Annotated in this window: 15 protein-coding genes; 5 read left to right on the top strand and 10 right to left on the bottom strand. The window is 56.0% G+C overall.

Annotated features, from left to right (window positions below):
• Positions 1-149: 149 nt before the first annotated feature.
• Together nhaD and AC3B8H_RS01805 are read left to right on the top strand one after the other, a co-directional pair.
• Positions 150-1,439 carry a sodium:proton antiporter NhaD gene (gene nhaD / locus AC3B8H_RS01810; protein ID WP_488439920.1) on the top strand — a complete coding sequence of 430 codons (1,290 nt, stop codon included), beginning with the start codon at positions 150-152 and terminating at the stop codon, positions 1,437-1,439.
• A 490-nt stretch (positions 1,440-1,929) separates the two neighbouring features.
• Positions 1,930-2,139 (top strand): cold-shock protein, encoded by a 210-nt coding sequence (locus AC3B8H_RS01805; RefSeq protein WP_054760518.1) that lies wholly within the window; start codon positions 1,930-1,932, stop codon positions 2,137-2,139.
• 111 nt (positions 2,140-2,250) lie between these two features.
• On the opposite strand, the gene rimO is transcribed toward AC3B8H_RS01805, so the two are convergent.
• Genes rimO through AC3B8H_RS01785 form a run of 4 tightly spaced genes read right to left on the bottom strand, consistent with a single transcriptional unit; the run spans position 2,251 to position 4,516 of the window.
• Positions 2,251-3,561 carry a 30S ribosomal protein S12 methylthiotransferase RimO gene (gene rimO / locus AC3B8H_RS01800; RefSeq protein ID WP_488439905.1) on the bottom strand — a complete coding sequence of 437 codons (1,311 nt, stop codon included), beginning with the start codon at positions 3,559-3,561 and terminating at the stop codon, positions 2,251-2,253.
• An 18-nt stretch (positions 3,562-3,579) separates the two neighbouring features.
• A complete protein-coding gene (locus AC3B8H_RS01795) occupies positions 3,580-3,912 on the bottom strand; it encodes a TusE/DsrC/DsvC family sulfur relay protein (RefSeq protein ID WP_488439904.1) in 333 nt (110 codons plus the stop codon).
• Positions 3,903-4,196: a DsrH/TusB family sulfur relay protein gene (locus AC3B8H_RS01790; RefSeq protein ID WP_488439903.1), complete on the bottom strand. Its 294-nt coding sequence runs from the start codon at positions 4,194-4,196 to the stop codon at positions 3,903-3,905. Before AC3B8H_RS01790 ends, AC3B8H_RS01795 begins: the two co-directional genes overlap by 10 nt.
• Positions 4,196-4,516, bottom strand: a complete 321-nt coding sequence (locus tag AC3B8H_RS01785; RefSeq protein WP_488439902.1) for a DMT family transporter — start codon at positions 4,514-4,516, stop codon at positions 4,196-4,198. Before AC3B8H_RS01785 ends, AC3B8H_RS01790 begins: the two co-directional genes overlap by 1 nt.
• A 79-nt stretch (positions 4,517-4,595) precedes the next feature.
• On the opposite strand from AC3B8H_RS01785, the gene AC3B8H_RS01780 reads away from it, so the two are divergent.
• Together AC3B8H_RS01780 and mfd are read left to right on the top strand one after the other, a co-directional pair.
• Complete coding sequence (locus AC3B8H_RS01780; RefSeq protein ID WP_488439901.1) at positions 4,596-5,342, top strand: flagellar brake protein; 747 nt, start codon at positions 4,596-4,598, stop codon at positions 5,340-5,342.
• Between the two features lie 181 nt (positions 5,343-5,523).
• Positions 5,524-8,976, top strand: coding sequence for a transcription-repair coupling factor (gene mfd, locus AC3B8H_RS01775; RefSeq protein ID WP_488439900.1), 3,453 nt, complete (start codon positions 5,524-5,526; stop codon positions 8,974-8,976).
• 101 nt (positions 8,977-9,077) lie between these two features.
• Here the strand turns inward: mfd and AC3B8H_RS01770 are convergent, their stop codons facing one another.
• From AC3B8H_RS01770 to AC3B8H_RS01745, 6 genes are all read right to left on the bottom strand, one after another.
• A complete protein-coding gene (locus AC3B8H_RS01770; RefSeq protein WP_488439899.1) occupies positions 9,078-10,382 on the bottom strand; it encodes an MFS transporter in 1,305 nt (434 codons plus the stop codon).
• A 21-nt stretch (positions 10,383-10,403) separates the two neighbouring features.
• Positions 10,404-10,925, bottom strand: a complete 522-nt coding sequence (locus tag AC3B8H_RS01765; RefSeq protein ID WP_488439898.1) for a hypothetical protein — start codon at positions 10,923-10,925, stop codon at positions 10,404-10,406.
• Positions 10,926-11,042: 117 nt separating this feature from the next.
• Positions 11,043-11,369 (bottom strand): hypothetical protein, encoded by a 327-nt coding sequence (locus AC3B8H_RS01760; protein WP_488439897.1) that lies wholly within the window; start codon positions 11,367-11,369, stop codon positions 11,043-11,045.
• A 135-nt stretch (positions 11,370-11,504) separates the two neighbouring features.
• Positions 11,505-12,851 carry a peptide MFS transporter gene (locus AC3B8H_RS01755; protein ID WP_488439896.1) on the bottom strand — a complete coding sequence of 449 codons (1,347 nt, stop codon included), beginning with the start codon at positions 12,849-12,851 and terminating at the stop codon, positions 11,505-11,507.
• A 117-nt stretch (positions 12,852-12,968) separates the two neighbouring features.
• A complete protein-coding gene (locus tag AC3B8H_RS01750; protein ID WP_488439895.1) occupies positions 12,969-13,574 on the bottom strand; it encodes a hypothetical protein in 606 nt (201 codons plus the stop codon).
• A gap of 432 nt (positions 13,575-14,006) precedes the next feature.
• Complete coding sequence (locus tag AC3B8H_RS01745) at positions 14,007-15,203, bottom strand: type I restriction enzyme endonuclease domain-containing protein (RefSeq protein WP_488439919.1); 1,197 nt, start codon at positions 15,201-15,203, stop codon at positions 14,007-14,009.
• On the opposite strand from AC3B8H_RS01745, the gene AC3B8H_RS01740 reads away from it, so the two are divergent.
• The coding region (locus AC3B8H_RS01740) for a transposase (RefSeq protein ID WP_488439894.1) at positions 15,168-15,816 on the top strand (649 nt) is incomplete at its 3' end. The genes AC3B8H_RS01745 and AC3B8H_RS01740 overlap by 36 nt on opposite strands.

Genomic DNA, 15,816 nt, shown 5'->3' with positions numbered 1-15,816 from the left:
CACTCGTGTTGCAGCGCACCTTGCTTGCCATTTCGCTACTTTTCCTGCCGCTACTGGCTTGGGCTAACACCGATGCCAGCGAAATCGCCCTCAACCTGACTCGGCATTGGGTCGGCTACCTGTCGATCGCGATATTCTCGCTAGCCTATATGCTGGCGATGACCGAGGAAATCACCGAACTGAACAAGTCCAAACCGATGGTGCTGGCCGCCAGCCTGATCTGGGCCTTCATTGCCTCGATTTACGTGCAAGGCGGGATGGGCGAACAAGCCGGCCGAGCCTTCCGCGCTTGCCTGGAAAGTTACGCCGAACTGTTTTTGTTCATCATGGTGTCGATGGCCTACCTGAATGCGATGGAAAGTCGCGGCGTTTTCGACAATCTCCGCGTCTGGCTGCTCAGCAAGGGCTTCAGTTACCGGAAATTGTTCTGGATCACCGGCGCGATGTCTTTCTTTATGTCGTCGGTTTGCAATAACCTGACGACCGCGCTGCTGATGGGCGCGGTGATCGTCGCGATGGGCAAGCATAATCCGCGCTTCATGACGATGGCCTGCATCAATGTCGTGGTGGCCACCAACGCCGGCGGCTCGTTCAGTCCGTTCGGCGACATTACCACCTTGCTGGTTTGGCAAAGCGGCGTGGTGCCGTTTGTGGATTTCTATTCGTTATTCCTTCCGGCCGTCGTCAACTTTACACTGCCCGCCGCCGTGATGCATTTCTGGATACCCAACGAACATCCGGCCGCCGTTGGCAAGGCTCCGAAAATGAAGCGGGGCGCATTGACGATGATCGTGTTGTTTTTGTTGACGATCATTACCGCGGTCAGTTTCGAAAACTTCCTGGATCTGCCGCCGGCCGCCGGCATGCTGGCCGGCCTGACCTATCTGAAGTTTTTAGGCTATTACCTGCAAAAAACCGAAGATAAGCAAAAAGTCAGCGATTTCGCCCACGTCTACAAACTGTTCAACGTTGAATTACCGTTGGCCAATCAAAACCAACGCTTTGATGTATTCAAAAACGTCGCCAATCTGGAATGGGATACGCTGTTGTTTTTTTACGGCGTCATGGTCAGCGTCGGCGGCCTGAGTTTCATCGGCTATTTAACGATGGCATCCGACGTACTATACGTCGGCATGGATCCAACGATCGCCAATATCGTCGTCGGCATCTTATCGGCGTTCATTGACAACGGCACGATCATGTTCGCGGTTTTGACGATGCACCCGGAGATTTCCCAAGGCCAGTGGCTGCTGGTGACGTTGACGGCCGGCGTCGGCGGCAGCTTGCTCGCGATCGGCTCCGCAGCCGGCGTCGGTCTGATGGGCCAAGTCAAGGGAGTCTATACCTTTAGCGCCCACTTAAAATGGATGCCGGTGATTCTGCTCGGTTACGCCGGCAGCATAGCGACTCATTTCTTGCTCAACAGCCACTATTTTTAACGCGCACCGAATCATTCGCGCAATTGGCAATAAGCCGGTTTGCAGCCGCCATTTTCATAACTATTGAGCGCGCGGCGCAAATCTGACTTCCGAGGCAGGCAGGGGTAGACAGGTCAAAACAAGGTATTCCGGCGGAAAACTCCCCGTCAGTACCATCCAGGGAAAGCCAGCCACCGTTTTCGCGATCAACGCTAAATACCACCTATTTTCAATAGTTTTCAATCACTTGATACGCGACAAATCGCTGTACCTCAAACCGATTGACGAACAGCGGATTCTTTGTTCAATCGGCGCGATCCATTAACACGCAAAATCCTGCTATTTTTGTGGAACGCTTGGAATAGCCATGTATAATGAAGTCGATTTAGCTCGGTATCGTTGTCGCTTTTCAAGCTCGCAATAGGATCAACAAACTTTGTTTTCCGCTTACCCGCTTTATTCACCAACCCTAGTTCCAAACAGCGAAAGCACTTTTTAGCAAGAGAGATTTATGTCAGTTCAAGTAGAAGGCAAAGTTAAATGGTTTAACGACGAGAAAGGTTTCGGCTTCATTGAGCAAGAAGGCGGCAAAGACGTATTCGTCCATTTCAGCGCGATCAACGGTTCCGGCCGCAGAACCCTGAAAGAAGGCCAAAAAGTCACGATGGAAGTGACCAACGGCCAAAAAGGCCCGCAAGCGGAAAACGTCACTCCGTTATAAATTGCCCTCGAAAAAGCCGCCTAACCAGCGGCTTTTTCATTTGCGGCTTGCTTGCAAATACGATCCACGCTAACCGCGCCTTTCGGAGCGGCAGGGTGGTTCTGTCAGCCGTTAAAGCAATTTGCCCCACAAATCGTAGTCGTCGGCTTCCTCGATTTCCACTTCAACGAATTCGCCGACACGTAGGTGGTTTGCCCCATCGATAAACACTTGACCGTCGATTTCCGGGGCATCGCTTTTGCTGCGCGCGACGGCGCCTTCTTCGACAACCTCGTCGATCAACACCACCTCGCGACGGCCTACCCGTTGCTTTAAGCGTTCGGCGCTGATCGCGGCCTGATGCTCCATAAATCGCGCCAATCGCTCCTGTTTGACTTCTTCCGGCACCGCATCGGGCAGCGCGTTTGCGGCCGCGCCCTTGACCGGTGAATAGGCGAAGCAACCCACTCTGTCCATTTGGGCGGCGTCGAGGAACTCCAGCAACTCCTCGAACTCCCGCTCGGTCTCGCCGGGAAAACCGACGATAAACGTACTCCGGATCGTCAAATCCGGGCAAATGCGGCGCCAAGCACGGATGCGTTCCAGATTGTTTTCGGCGGCCGCCGGGCGTTTCATCAATTTCAGTATCCTGCTGTTGGCGTGCTGAAACGGAATATCCAGATACGGCAAAATTTTACCGTCCGCCATCAACGGTACCACGTCGTCGACATGCGGATAGGGGTAGACGTAATGCATCCGGACCCAGATGCCCAGCTCGCCCAACGCCGCCGCCAGGTCTTGAAAGCGGGTTTGATAACTTTGGCCGCGCCAGTGGCGGTTGAGATACTTCAAGTCCAAACCATAAGCACTGGTGTCTTGCGACACCACGAGCAATTCCTTAACCCCTGCCGCCGCCAGGGTTTCGGCTTCGATCATAACCTCATCGAGCGGCCGGCTGACCAAATCGCCGCGCATCGAAGGAATAATGCAGAACGTGCAACGGTGGTTGCAGCCTTCGGAAATTTTCAGGTAGGCGTAATGCTTAGGCGTCAGTTTGATCCCTTGCGGCGGCACTAAATCCATGAACGGGTTATGCGCCGGCGGCAGGTGTTCATGCACCGCTTCGACGACTTCGTCGGTCGCATGCGCACCGGTAATTTTCAGCACTTGCGGATGGCGGGCCAAAATCTCGTCCTGCCGCGCGCCCAGACAACCGGTGACGATGACCTTGCCGTTTTCGGCCAGCGCTTCGCCGATGCTATCCAGCGACTCCTCGACCGCCGCGTCGATGAAACCGCAGGTATTGACGATCACCAGATCGGAATCCTTGTAGTTCGGCGATACTTGGTAGCCTTCACTACGCAAGCGGGTCAAGATCTGCTCGCTATCGACCAGGGCTTTCGGGCAGCCCAGACTGATAAATCCAACACGGGGGTTACTCATTCGACATTCTCGATAACACTATAAACAGGTGGGAGGCTTGGGCAAGCCGGCAATTTTGCAGGCGTACTTTAATGGGCCTTGTGGAAACAATTTTTGCAGATAGCGGCTATTGCCTTTTTCTTCGCCCAGGGTTTTGCGTACCGCGGTGACGAACATCCGGGCGTTCGGCAAATGCTGGAATTTTCGATAGTAATCGCGGATAAACAGCAAAACCTCCCAATGAGCCTCTTCGATCACCAAGCCTTCCAGGCGCGCCAGTTCATCGGCGACGTTGCGATTCCACTGATCGGGGTTCCGCAAAAAGCCTTCTTCCGTGGTTGCCAGTTCGACAGCATCGACTATCAACGCCATGTATGCGCCACCGGATGCTTAATCGCCAAATCGACCAAACCCGCGTAATCCGTCCAGGTCACGCCGGTCATCGCAACATCGGGCGCAAATCCGCAAGCCTCCGCGTATTCGGTTAGCACGAAAACCCCGCAGCCCCGCTCCAACACGCGTTGCAACAGCGGGCCATCCCGATGTCCGGCGCGGGCCGACCACACGGCGGCATCCAATAACACCACGTCATCGCCGGAGCCGACGCGCTCCAACCATTCCGGTCTGATCGGCGAGGCAGCCACAATATGCAACATTATTCGGTATGGGTCAGTTTCAGGCCAACGATGCCAATCACGATCAACAGAATCGAGGCCAGCCGAATCCAGTCGGATGACTCCTTGAACAGAAAAATACCGACGATCGCCACGCCGACCGCGCCCATGCCGGTCCAAACAGCGTACGCGGTGCCCAGCGGTAAGGTTCTGATTGCCAACATCAACAGGTAAAAACTGCCCGCGCCGGAAATCCCGGTCACCACACTCGGCCACAATTTGGTAAAGCCGTCGTTATATTTAAGACTGATCGCAAACACAATCTCGGAACAACCCGCCGCCAGCAACAACAGCCAACCCATCAACTCTCCTCGGACATACGCTATAATCGGAGCATTTTACAATAGCGTTTCTGTCAAACCGCATTATTTAGCCCTATTAATGGAAAAAGAATCCGACTACCTCGTTCGCAACGCCAAGATGATTTATGGCTATTTGACCGACTTGGTAAAAAACAAATGCATCATCGCCGCGAATTTTGGCGAAGACAACGCTTCGTTCCTGACTACCATCGTCGAACTCGACCAGAAAGCCAATCTACTGGCGCTCGATGTCGCGCCCAACGAACAACTGAACCGGCAATTGCTGACTTCGGCCAAGGTCCTGTTCCGTACCGAATTCGACGGCATCAAAGTCTCGTTTCGCGGCAAAGCCATCAAAAAAGCCGAACGCAACGGTACGCCGGTTCTGGCAATGCCATTGCCGGACGCGCTATTTTGGATGCAGCGCCGCCAGTATTATCGAGTGAAAATACCGCTCTCGCATAAAAACAGTTTCTGCGAAATCGAGTTTCGCACGGTTGATGAAGCCAACAATCCGCAATCACTATCAGGCATTTTCCCGTTGGCCGATCTGAGCATTTCCGGATTCGCGATGCTGGTAAACGACACCAAGTTTTCCGAATTCCTGCAACCAGGCGCCGAGCATGCCGATTGTGCGCTCTATCTGAACGACGGCAGCCGCGCCAATATTGGCATTATCGTCCGTGATATTGCCACGGTGCGGGCTGGCGCCGCCGGTAAACAGCAGCGTGTCGGCTGTCAGTTCACCCAAGTTTCGCAGATGTTCGAATCCAGCATTCAACGTTACGTCCAGGACATCGAGCGGCAGCAAAAGAACATCGGCTAAAACACGTCCGCCAGACCATCGGCCAACTGTCGATTCGGCCTTATATCGGCGCATCGAGGGTCAGGTCGCATCGACCGGCCGCCAATCTCCGTTCAAGACTTATCCAGGCGACTTGCGCAGCCAGCGCCGCCGCCATTGATCCAGCCCCAAACACCTCGCCATTCTCCAGCGCCAATACCCGATGACTTGCTCGCCCTTCAAACTCCCCCGACTGCCAGACACCACTTCCTCGCTAACTTTCAAGGACCTGAGCGGTTGCGGCGACTCGCTGGCGCTGGCCAGTGCGATTACCCAGGAAAAGCGCCTGCTGGTCATCGTCACCCAGGACACCCAAACCGCGTTGCGACTGGAACACGAATTGGCGTTTTTTCTCGATAACGCCTTCCCGATCCTGCAATTTCCCGACTGGGAAACCCTACCCTACGACGTGTTCTCGCCGCTGCCCGAGATCATCTCGGAACGCCTGCGCACGCTGGCCTTGTTGCCGGAAACCAAGCGCGGCGCGCTGATCGTACCGGTCTCGACCTTGATGCACCGGCTGGCGCCGCGCGAGCACATCCTGGCCCACAGTTTTGCGATCGAAGTCGGCGGCACCTTAAGCCTGGACCTGACCCGAGCCAAGCTGGAAGCAGTGGGCTACCAATGCGTATCGCAGGTTTATCAACACGGCGAATTCGCGGTACGTGGTTCGATTCTGGATTTGTTTCCGATGGGGTCCAAACAACCGTACCGTATCGAGTTGTTCGACGACGATGTCGAATCCATTCGCAGCTTCGATCCCGACACGCAGATGTCGCAAGACAAAATCCAGAAGATCGAGTTGTTTCCGGCCCGCGAATTTCCGTTTACCGACGACGCGATCAAGCGCTTCCGTCAGGCCTTCCGCGAACAGTTCCCGAATGCCTCGCCGAAAAACCCTCTCTACTTGGACGTTTCCAAGCAAATTGCGCCGGCCGGGATCGAGTATTACCTGCCGCTGTTCGTCGAACACACCGAATCGCTATTGGCCTATCTGCCTAAAACCGCGTTATTCGTGTTACCGGCCGACTTTACCGGCGATGCTGAACGTTTTTACCACGAAGCCGACGAGCGCTATCAGCAGCGCAAATACGATGTCGACCGACCGTTGTTGGCGCCGGAACGCTTGTTTTTGTCGACCGAGGAAATCCAACGGCAAATCGCCGACTTCAGCCGCATCGTGCTGGACAATCGGGCCGAACAAGGCGAATCGTTCGATTGCAAGGCCTTGCCCGACGTTGCGATCGACAGCCGCCTGAAAGAACCGGCTCAACGCCTGCGCCAATTCATCGAAGATTTCGACGGCAAAATTCTGTTCGTCGCCGAAACCGCCGGCCACCGCGAAGGCCTGATCGATAAACTGAAAGGCGTCAAGCTGACCGCCAAGCAAGTGCAAAGCTGGCCGGAGTTTCTGCAAAGCGAACAATCGCCTTGCATCGTCGTCGCGCCGATGGATCAGGGCTTGTGGCTCGAAGAACCCAAACTGGCCATCATCACCGAAAGCCAGCTCAGCGGCGAAAAAGTCCAGCAGCGCCGGCGCCGGGCCAAGTCGGCCGCGCGGGCACTGGAAAACATCTTCAATAATCTCGACGAGCTGACGATAGGCTCGCCGGTGGTGCACCAGGAACATGGCGTCGGCCGCTACGTGGGCCTACAGACCTTAACCGTCGGCGGCATCGAAGCCGAATTTCTGATGCTGGAATACGCCGGCGGCGACAAGATTTACGTGCCGGTCGCGTCGCTGCATTTGATCGGCCGCTACAGCGGCGTCAGCGCCGAAAACGCGCCGCTGCACAAGCTGGGCAGCGAACAATGGAGCAAGGCCAAGCAAAAAGCCATGGAGCGGGCCCGCGACGTCGCGGCCGAATTGCTGGACATCCACGCCAAGCGCGCCGCTCGCGGCGGCTTTGCCTTCAGCATCGACAACAGCGACTACAACGCCTTTGCCGCCGGCTTCCCGTTCGAGGAAACCCCGGACCAGCTCAGCGCCATCGAAGCCATCCTGCAGGACATGGCCGCGCCGCAACCGATGGACCGCGTGGTCTGCGGCGACGTCGGCTTCGGCAAGACCGAAGTGGCGATGCGAGCCGCCTTCGTGGCGGTGCAAAGCGGCAAACAGGTCGCGGTGCTGGTGCCGACCACGCTGCTCGCCCAGCAGCATTTTCAAAACTTCCGCAACCGCTTCGCCGACTGGCCGGTACGCATCGAAGTCACCTCGCGCTTCGTCACCGCCAAGCAGCAAAGCGCCATTGCCGACGATCTGGCCGAGGGCAAGGTCGACATCGTCATCGGCACCCACAAACTGCTGTCCAAGGACATGAAATACAAGGCCTTGGGTCTGGTCATCATCGACGAGGAACACCGTTTCGGCGTCACCCAAAAGGAACATTTCAAAAAGCTGCGCACCGAGTTGGACTTGCTGACGCTGACCGCGACGCCGATTCCAAGAACGTTGAACATGGCCATGGCCGGCCTGCGCGATATTTCCATCATCGCCACGCCGCCGCCGAACCGCCACGCCATTAAGACCTTCGTCACCGAATGGATAGACTCGCAAGTGCAGGAAGCCTGCCAGCGCGAAATCAAGCGCGGCGGCCAGGTGTTTTTCCTGCACAACGACGTCAAGACCATGGAAAAAATGATGCGCGAGCTGGGCGAACTGGTGCCGGACGCGCGGATTCAGATCGCCCACGGCCAGATGGCCGAGCGCGAGCTGGAACAAATCATGCTGGACTTCTACCACCAGCGCTTCAATCTATTGATCGCGACCACCATCATCGAAAGCGGTATCGACATCCCCAGCGCCAACACCATCGTCATCAACCGCGCCGACAAGCTGGGTCTGGCCCAGTTGCACCAGTTGCGCGGCCGGGTCGGCCGGTCGCATCACCGCGCGTATGCCTATTGCATCGTGCCGCCTAAATCCTTGATGACCAAGGACGCCATTAAACGCCTGGAAGCTTTCGAAACCTCCGGCGAACTGGGCGCCGGCTTCATGCTGTCCTCGCACGACATGGAAATCCGCGGCGCCGGCGAATTGTTAGGCGACGAGCAAAGCGGCCAAATTCAGGAAATCGGCTTTACCTTGTACACCGAACTGCTGGAACGGGCGGTCAAGGCGTTGAAATCCGGCAAGCAACCCGAGCTGGACGCACCGTTGGACTATGGTCCCGAGGTTGATCTGCAAGTTGCAGCCTTGATTCCGGAAGACTATTTGCCGGACATCCACGCCCGCCTGGTTTTGTACAAACGCATCGCCAGCGCCGAAACCGAAGACGATTTGCGTAAGCTCAAGATCGAAATGATAGACCGCTTCGGCCTGCTGCCGGACCAAGTCAAAGCCTTGTTCGCGGTCACCGAACTCAAGCAACATGCCGCGCACCTGGGCATCAAGAAAATCGAAGCCCACGCCACCGGCGGCCGCATCGTGTTTACCGCCACGCCGCGAATCGACACCGGCGAGTTGATCCTGATGATCCAAAGCCAGTCGCAGGTGTATAAGTTCGACGGCTCGGACAAATTACGCTTTACCCAGACCTTTAAGGATATGGAGGATAAGGTGGCGTTTTTAGAGAAATTGTTGGCGAGATTGGGAGCGAAAGGCGGCGCCGATTAGCGATAGCCTAACGGTCATGCAAGAGTTTGCGCCCCGAAGCATGAAAAAGCTGGGTGCGGGAGCGGCTTTCGCGCCACCGCGTCAGCACCAACCGGCGCGATTTACGAGTTCAAGCGGGAGACCCGCATCGGTTCTTTCATTGTGATGGCGACGACCAACGACAAGGCGGCGCAGGCGCTGACGTAGTAGCCAAACCATTCCGGATGGCCGTGGCTTTTCATCGCGAGCGCCAGATATTCGGCGCTGCCGCCGAATAGGGCCACCGTCAAGGCATACGGAAATCCCACGCCCAGCGCCCGAATGTGTACCGGGAACAGTTCGGCTTTGACGATGGCGTTGACCGACGAATAGCCGGAAACGATCAGCAAGGCGCAGAGGTACCAGAACAACGCCGACGTCAGGCTTTGCGGTTGCGACAATACGCTCAGGATCGGTGCCGTGAACAGACTGGCGCAAACGCCGAACCCGATCAACATGCAGCGGCGGCCGACGAAATCCGACAGCAGGCCGAACAGCGGCTGTACCAGCATGAACACCGACAGCGCGATGGTGCAGATCAGCGTGGCATCGTCTTTGGCAAAGCCGGTGGTGTTCACCAAAAACTTCTGCATGTAGACGGTGAAAGTGTAATAGGACAGCGTGCCGCCGGCGGTCAAGGCCACCACGGTGAAGATTTGCTTGGGATAGTTGAGCAACTCGCGCGGATTGGCTTGCTTGGCTACTTCGGTGCGTTGCTCCACGAAAGCGGCGGTTTCGGCCATGTTGCCGCGTAACCGCAGCGCGACGACGGCGAGTAAGCCGCCGACCACGAAGCCGATGCGCCATCCCCAATCGTGCAGTTGCTCATCGCTCAAGAAGCAGCGCTGCAACAACACCAGCAAACCCAGCGCCAGGATTTGGCCCAACACGATGGTGACGTATTGAAAGCTGGAGTAGTAACCGCGCCGGTCGGCGCTGGCCATTTCGCTGAGGTAGGTGGCGGAACTACCGTATTCGCCGCCGATACTGAAACCCTGCAGCATTCGGGCGAACAATAGCAAGGCCGGCGCCCAAGCGCCGATCACCGCGTAGCCCGGCGCGCAGGCGATGATCAGCGAGCCCAGGCACATCAGGCCGACCGAAAAAAGCAACGCGCTCTTGCGGCCCTTGCGATCCGCCAACCCGCCCAGCCACCAACCGCCCAGTGGCCGAAACACAAAGCCGACCGCGAAGATCGCGGCATTGTTTAACAATTGCGCGGTCTGGTCGGTTTCCGGAAAAAATGCAGGGGCAAAATACAACGCGAAGGCGGCGTAAATGGCCCAGTCGAAATATTCCACCAGATTGCCGATCGAACCGCTGAAGATATTCAGCAGTCGGCCGCGGTGCGAAATTGCCGCGGTAGGTTGCGCCGCTCGATTCGTCATGTCAGCTTGCCGTCCCACCACTCAATGCAGCGTCTTGGCGGCGCCGGCGGCGTCGTGCAGGCTGCAAAACAACTGCACGGTAACGAATATCAAGGTCTTGATCATCCGCACCGCGTCGTCGGGTGCCGGATGGTCGGCGAGATACTCGTCGATGCTGTCGTGGAGAAATTGCACCAAGCCTTTTTGTTCGTCGGTTTCGAACACGCTTTCCGAATGCGGTTTACCGGACATCATCGCCGTCATTTCGGCGTCCACCAGCGCGGCCTTTTCCTGCAGCCAGCCCATGCCCAGGTTTTGTTGGCTGGGCAGGGCGCCGGAGGTTTTTTCGAACACGCAAATCACGTCGAACACCAGATCCATGAACAGATGGGCGACATTTTGATCGTGCTCGGCAATCAGCGACGTAAACACCTCAAACAAGGTTTTCGCCAACACCGGCTGCTCGTTCTGAAAGGTGGTCAGAATGGTCCGCCCGGCGTTTTGATCCAGGCTTTTGGCATATTCCAAGCCCAAGTAAAGTTCTTTATCGGTAAATTCGCGCATGTCGATGAGGTAAGGAAAAGTGAAAATCGCGGCTAGCCTAACCGTATCGTGACCGAATGGATAGCTTGAAGGCGCGGTAACCGGCTGGCTTGGCCGAATGGCCCGAACCGCCGCTGTTCAGGCTTCGAAACCCGCCATAAACGCCGAGCGGCTGGTTTCGTCGCCGTAGAGCAAAGTCACGCCGGCGGGATCGGGCGCGGCGCTGGGTTGGGCCGAGTAGGCCATCAATAGCGGGACGATGTAGCGGATCGCCGCCGGCGACAGATAGACGAAATAGCGCTCGCCGTCCTCGGCCCACTGCCCGAACATCGCCATGCCGGCCGGCCCGTTCTTGGCGATAAACGCGGCCCGAAACGAGCCGAACAATACGCCGATCTCCCCGGACTCGTATTCGTGCCGGGTCAGCGCGATTCTATGCCAGGCTTGGGTTTTGATGGTTGCCACGGGAATCTCCTGTCATCGCCAGATTTTTGCTATTCAGATACGCTTCCGGCGACTGCTAGTGCGGGAAGTGGTTGGTACCCGACTATAAAGCCAATTCAGCCACAATACCATGCCGGGCGGGCGGCATCGGCCGGATCAACAGTCCTTACCGGCCAGCCGGCTTTCCAAAAAGGTCCGCAGTCCGAATATCGCCAAGCCGGCGGCGAATGCCAGGCCGGCCAACAACCCAAAAAAGCCGGCATGAGGCATCGTCGAGTAAAAGCCGCCGATATAGCCGGCCAGATAATTGCCGAAGAACACCGACAAAAACCAGAGCCCCATCACCGAGCCGACCGCCTTGGCCGGCGCCACCTTGCTGACCAGCGACAAGCCGACCGGCGACAGATACAACTCACCGACCGTGTAAATCAGCGTACACAAGGCCAGCCACAGACCGCTGATTTTCTGATCCGAGCCGTGCGACGACACCGCGGCGATCAGCACCAGAAACGAGGCCCCCAACCAAACGCAACCCCAAGCCATTTTTACCACGCTGGACCTCTGCTTGGACGGTATGCCAAGCATGCCGCCCATCAGCGGCGTCAACAAAAAAATGAAGGCCGGATTCAAGGACTGAAACCAGGTGGACGGCATGTCCCAGCCCCACACCCGCCAGTCGGCCCGCTGCTCGGCAAACAATTGCAAGGTATTGCCTTGTTGCTCGTAAACCGCCCAGAACACCACGTTGATCGTCGCCAACACCGCCAGACTAAAAATTGCCCGCCATTCCGGGCCGCTGATCGGCGCATCCGGCGTCGGCAGCCGATCGTCGCGCCGGGCGGTGGTAATGCCCAGAAAGCGTTGGCCGGCCAAATAAATCGACAAGCCTATCGTCATGCCGACGCCGGCCGCCGCGAAGCCGTAATGCCAGCCATAGCGCTGCCCCAACGTGCCGCAGATCAGCGGCGCGAAAAAACCGCCGATATTGATGCCCAGGTAAAAAATAGTAAAAGCGCCGTCGCGGCGCGGATCGCCGGCCGGATACAGGCTGCCGACCTGCGTCGAAATATTGGGTTTGAAGCAACCGTTACCGGCGATCAGCAACGCCAGCGCCGGCAAAAACCAGGCTTCCAGCGCCATCAGAAAATGCCCCACCGTCATTAACACCGCACCGAGCGCAACCGTGTTGCGCGGCCCGAGCCAACGGTCGGCCAAGTAGCCACCCAATAGCGGCGTCAGATACACCAAACCGGTGTACAGACCGTAGATTTGCGAAGCCAGCGGCTGGGTGTCCAAGCCGCCGTAAACCCATTCCAGTCCGGCCCGCAAGCCCTGAAAGCCGATCACTTCGCGACCGTCGGTCATCGCCGGAATCAAATACTGGACCATATACAGCACCAGCAAGGTCCGCATGCCATAGTAGGAAAACCGCTCCCACATCTCGGTCAGAAACAACACGTACAGACCGGTGGGGTGGCCGAGCAACTGTTTGGGCATCGCCATTATTCAATCAACCAGGGCTTTCAGCCATTGGAATTCAATTGTCCGCAGGCAGCCAACACATCGTCGCCTTTCACGCCCCGAATCAAGGTCGGAATCCTGAAGGTATCCAAAACCGCCTTAAACCGCTCCACGGTCCGCCAATCCGGCCGCAGGTAACGCGATCCGGGGAAAGGATTGAACGGAATCAAACTGATGTAAGCGCTTTTGCCGGCCAATAACTCGCCCAATTTCTCCGCGTCCAGCGGGGCGTCGTTGAAGTCCTTGATCAAAATATATTCGTAAGTCACGAATTGTTTTTTTATTTAACGGTATCCGGTCTATATAAGCCAGTACGTCTTCCAACGGATATTTTCGATTGATCGGAATCAGCTCGTCGCGCTTTTCCGAGAACGGCGAATGCAGCGATAGCGCCAGATTAACGCCTGGAATTTCCAGGTTCCAGCGTTTAAGTCCCGGCATATAACCGGCCGTGGAAATCGTGATTTTCTGAACGCCGACCGAAAAACCAAATTGCGATAAAAATATATCGCAGGCTTTTTTAACCGCGTCGAAATTATGCAAAGGCTCGCCCTGGCCCATAAACACGATATTTAATATACGTTCTTCCCCTGGCCGGTTTTGGGCCAACCATTGCCAGGCTTTCAGGAACTGTCCGATCATTTCGCCGGTCGTCAGATTGCGCTTTAAACCTTGCTCTCCGGTAAAACAAAACGCGCAATTCATCGCGCAGCCGACTTGCGACGACAAACAAATCGAATATTTATTATTGAACGGAATCAGCACCGTCTCGACTTTATGGCCATCATTTAACTTGAACAGAAACTTCACGGTCCTGTCTTTTTCAGACTGGTAAACCGTATCGATTTCAGGCAAGGCAAAGTCGTAATGGCATTCGAAAAACGCCAGCGCGGTTTTGGATATTTGATTATGGCAGGGCGAGCGCTGCTTTTTCTTGTAATACCAATTAAACAATGTCGGCGTGACCGAGTTATTAAAGCCCTGCCGTTCGACTATCGTTTCTAAATCGGAATAACTCAGATCGTAAAATGAGGGTTTCAACTCACTCTCCATGCACCATGAATAAAGGGCCATCATTGCGGGCCGGTGGGTTTTAGCACCACGCGGACTCCAAATCGCAGCACAATCGCTGACCAATTAGCCCGCGCACCAAGCCTCACTGAGCACCTCGGCTTGTTTTAAACACAATTCAACCGCTTCATCGGCTTTATCCGGCGGATACTTCCAGCGCCGCAAAGCCCTTCTGACCAGATTCCGCAATCTGGCCCGCACGCTATCGCGCTTCGCCCAATCAACCGTAGTGCTGTTACGCAAGTGCTCGGTGATGTATTTAGCCAGTTCGCGCAGATTGTTATCCCCCAGCTCACGTACCGCCGATTCATTTTGAATCAAGGCCCGGTAAAAGGCGATTTCGTCCGGATTTAAACCCAGTTTTTCCGCTTGCGCCCAATCCGCCTGCATGTCCTTGGCGATGGCTATCAGCTCTTCAATCACCTGAGCGGTTTCGATGGCGCGATTATGATATTTGCGCAAAGATTCCAGAATGCGCTCGGAGTATATTTTCTCGGAGACCACATCGGTTTTCATGCTGGCTTTCACTTCATCGCGCAGCAAACGCTCCAACAAATCCACCGCCAGATTCTTTTCCTTTAGCTGGGCAACATCATCCATAAACTCCGGCGACAGCAAACCAATATTAGGCTTGTCCAACCCCACCAAACTGAAAATATCGTCCACACCCTCAGCGACTATCGCGTTATCGATGATTTGCTTCAGTGCCGAATTTTTCTGCTCATCGGTGCGGCGCTTGTCCACCGTGGTAAATTTGCTGATCGCCGCTTTGACCGCACTGAAAAACGCGATTTCCTTTTTCAGCGGCTCGACTTCGTCCAGCGTCGAGCACAAGGTATAGGCACTGCTTAGCGCGGTCATCACATCCAAAAAGCGCTTTTTACCGTCCAGTTCGCCACTCGCGCCTTGCAAACTTAAAATATGATTCATCGCGCCCGGCAACAACTGCAAAGCCTGGGTTTCAAACGCGCTGTAATCAAAGCCCTGCATCATGCCCTGCACAATATCCAGTTTTTCCAGTAGCAGCGCATAAGCCTCATGGGTATCCAGTGTGGGCGCGCCTTTGCCTTTGGAATCGGTATACGTTTTCAGCGCCTGCTTCAGCTCGCTGGCAATGCCGATATAGTCCACCACCAAACCGCCGGGCTTGTCTTTAAATACCCGATTCACCCGTGCAATGGCTTGCATCAAGTTATGGCCTTTCATCGGCTTGTCGATATACATGGTATGGCAACACGGCGCATCAAAACCGGTCAGCCACATATCGCGCACAATTACCAGTTGCAGCGGGTCGTTACTCAAGAACCACTGTTCAGTTATCGAACCCTGGAAAGCCGGATTCCCAAAAAGCATCCGCTACGCACACTGCGAAAAGTGGTCGATCTGATGCTCGCCACGCTCAACGACGAGTTCGACGCGCTGTACGCCCGCCGCGGTCGGGATTCCATCCCGCCGGAACGCCTGCTCCGCGCCAGTTTGTTGCAAGTCTTGTTTTCGATCCGTTCGGAACGGCAGCTGGTGGAGCATATTGACTTCAACCTCTTGTATCGCTGGTTCGTCGGTTTGACGATGGACGACGAGGTGTGGGATCACTCGACCTTCAGCGCCAACCGCGACCGTTTACTCAATGAACGGATCAGTCGTTTGTTCTTCGAACGGGTGCTGGCCTTGGCGGACTGGAAAAAGCTACTCTCCGACGAGCATTTTTCGGTCGACGGCACGCTGATTCAGGCTTGGGCTTCGCATAAAAGTTTCGTCAGAAAAGACGGCTCGACCCCGCCACCGGAAGATAGCGGCCGCAATCCCACGGTCAACTTCAAGGGCGAGAAGCGCAGCAACGAAACTCATACCTCGACCACCGATCCCGACGCTCGGT

The sequence above is a fragment of the Methylomonas sp. BG-2 genome (genome assembly GCF_057766305.1).
This window is presented reverse-complemented; position numbering and strand designations above follow the sequence as displayed.

What these genes read in the sequence shown, in the direction of transcription:
- AC3B8H_RS01780 (WP_488439901.1), top strand. Translation starts at nt 4,596, where the DNA reads ATGGAAAAAGAATCCGACTACCTCGTTCGCAACGCCAAGATGATTTAT.
- AC3B8H_RS01765 (WP_488439898.1), bottom strand. Translation starts at nt 10,925, where the DNA reads ATGCGCGAATTTACCGATAAAGAACTTTACTTGGGCTTGGAATATGCC.
- AC3B8H_RS01790 (WP_488439903.1), bottom strand. Translation starts at nt 4,196, where the DNA reads ATGTTGCATATTGTGGCTGCCTCGCCGATCAGACCGGAATGGTTGGAG.
- AC3B8H_RS01785 (WP_488439902.1), bottom strand. Translation starts at nt 4,516, where the DNA reads ATGGGTTGGCTGTTGTTGCTGGCGGCGGGTTGTTCCGAGATTGTGTTT.
- AC3B8H_RS01745 (WP_488439919.1), bottom strand. Translation starts at nt 15,203, where the DNA reads ATGTGGCTGACCGGTTTTGATGCGCCGTGTTGCCATACCATGTATATC.
- AC3B8H_RS01755 (WP_488439896.1), bottom strand. Translation starts at nt 12,851, where the DNA reads ATGGCGATGCCCAAACAGTTGCTCGGCCACCCCACCGGTCTGTACGTG.
- AC3B8H_RS01750 (WP_488439895.1), bottom strand. Translation starts at nt 13,574, where the DNA reads ATGAATTGCGCGTTTTGTTTTACCGGAGAGCAAGGTTTAAAGCGCAAT.
- mfd (WP_488439900.1), top strand. Translation starts at nt 5,524, where the DNA reads ATGACTTGCTCGCCCTTCAAACTCCCCCGACTGCCAGACACCACTTCC.
- AC3B8H_RS01770 (WP_488439899.1), bottom strand. Translation starts at nt 10,382, where the DNA reads ATGACGAATCGAGCGGCGCAACCTACCGCGGCAATTTCGCACCGCGGC.
- nhaD (WP_488439920.1), top strand. Translation starts at nt 150, where the DNA reads ATGCTGGCGATGACCGAGGAAATCACCGAACTGAACAAGTCCAAACCG.
- rimO (WP_488439905.1), bottom strand. Translation starts at nt 3,561, where the DNA reads ATGAGTAACCCCCGTGTTGGATTTATCAGTCTGGGCTGCCCGAAAGCC.
- AC3B8H_RS01805 (WP_054760518.1), top strand. Translation starts at nt 1,930, where the DNA reads ATGTCAGTTCAAGTAGAAGGCAAAGTTAAATGGTTTAACGACGAGAAA.
- AC3B8H_RS01795 (WP_488439904.1), bottom strand. Translation starts at nt 3,912, where the DNA reads ATGGCGTTGATAGTCGATGCTGTCGAACTGGCAACCACGGAAGAAGGC.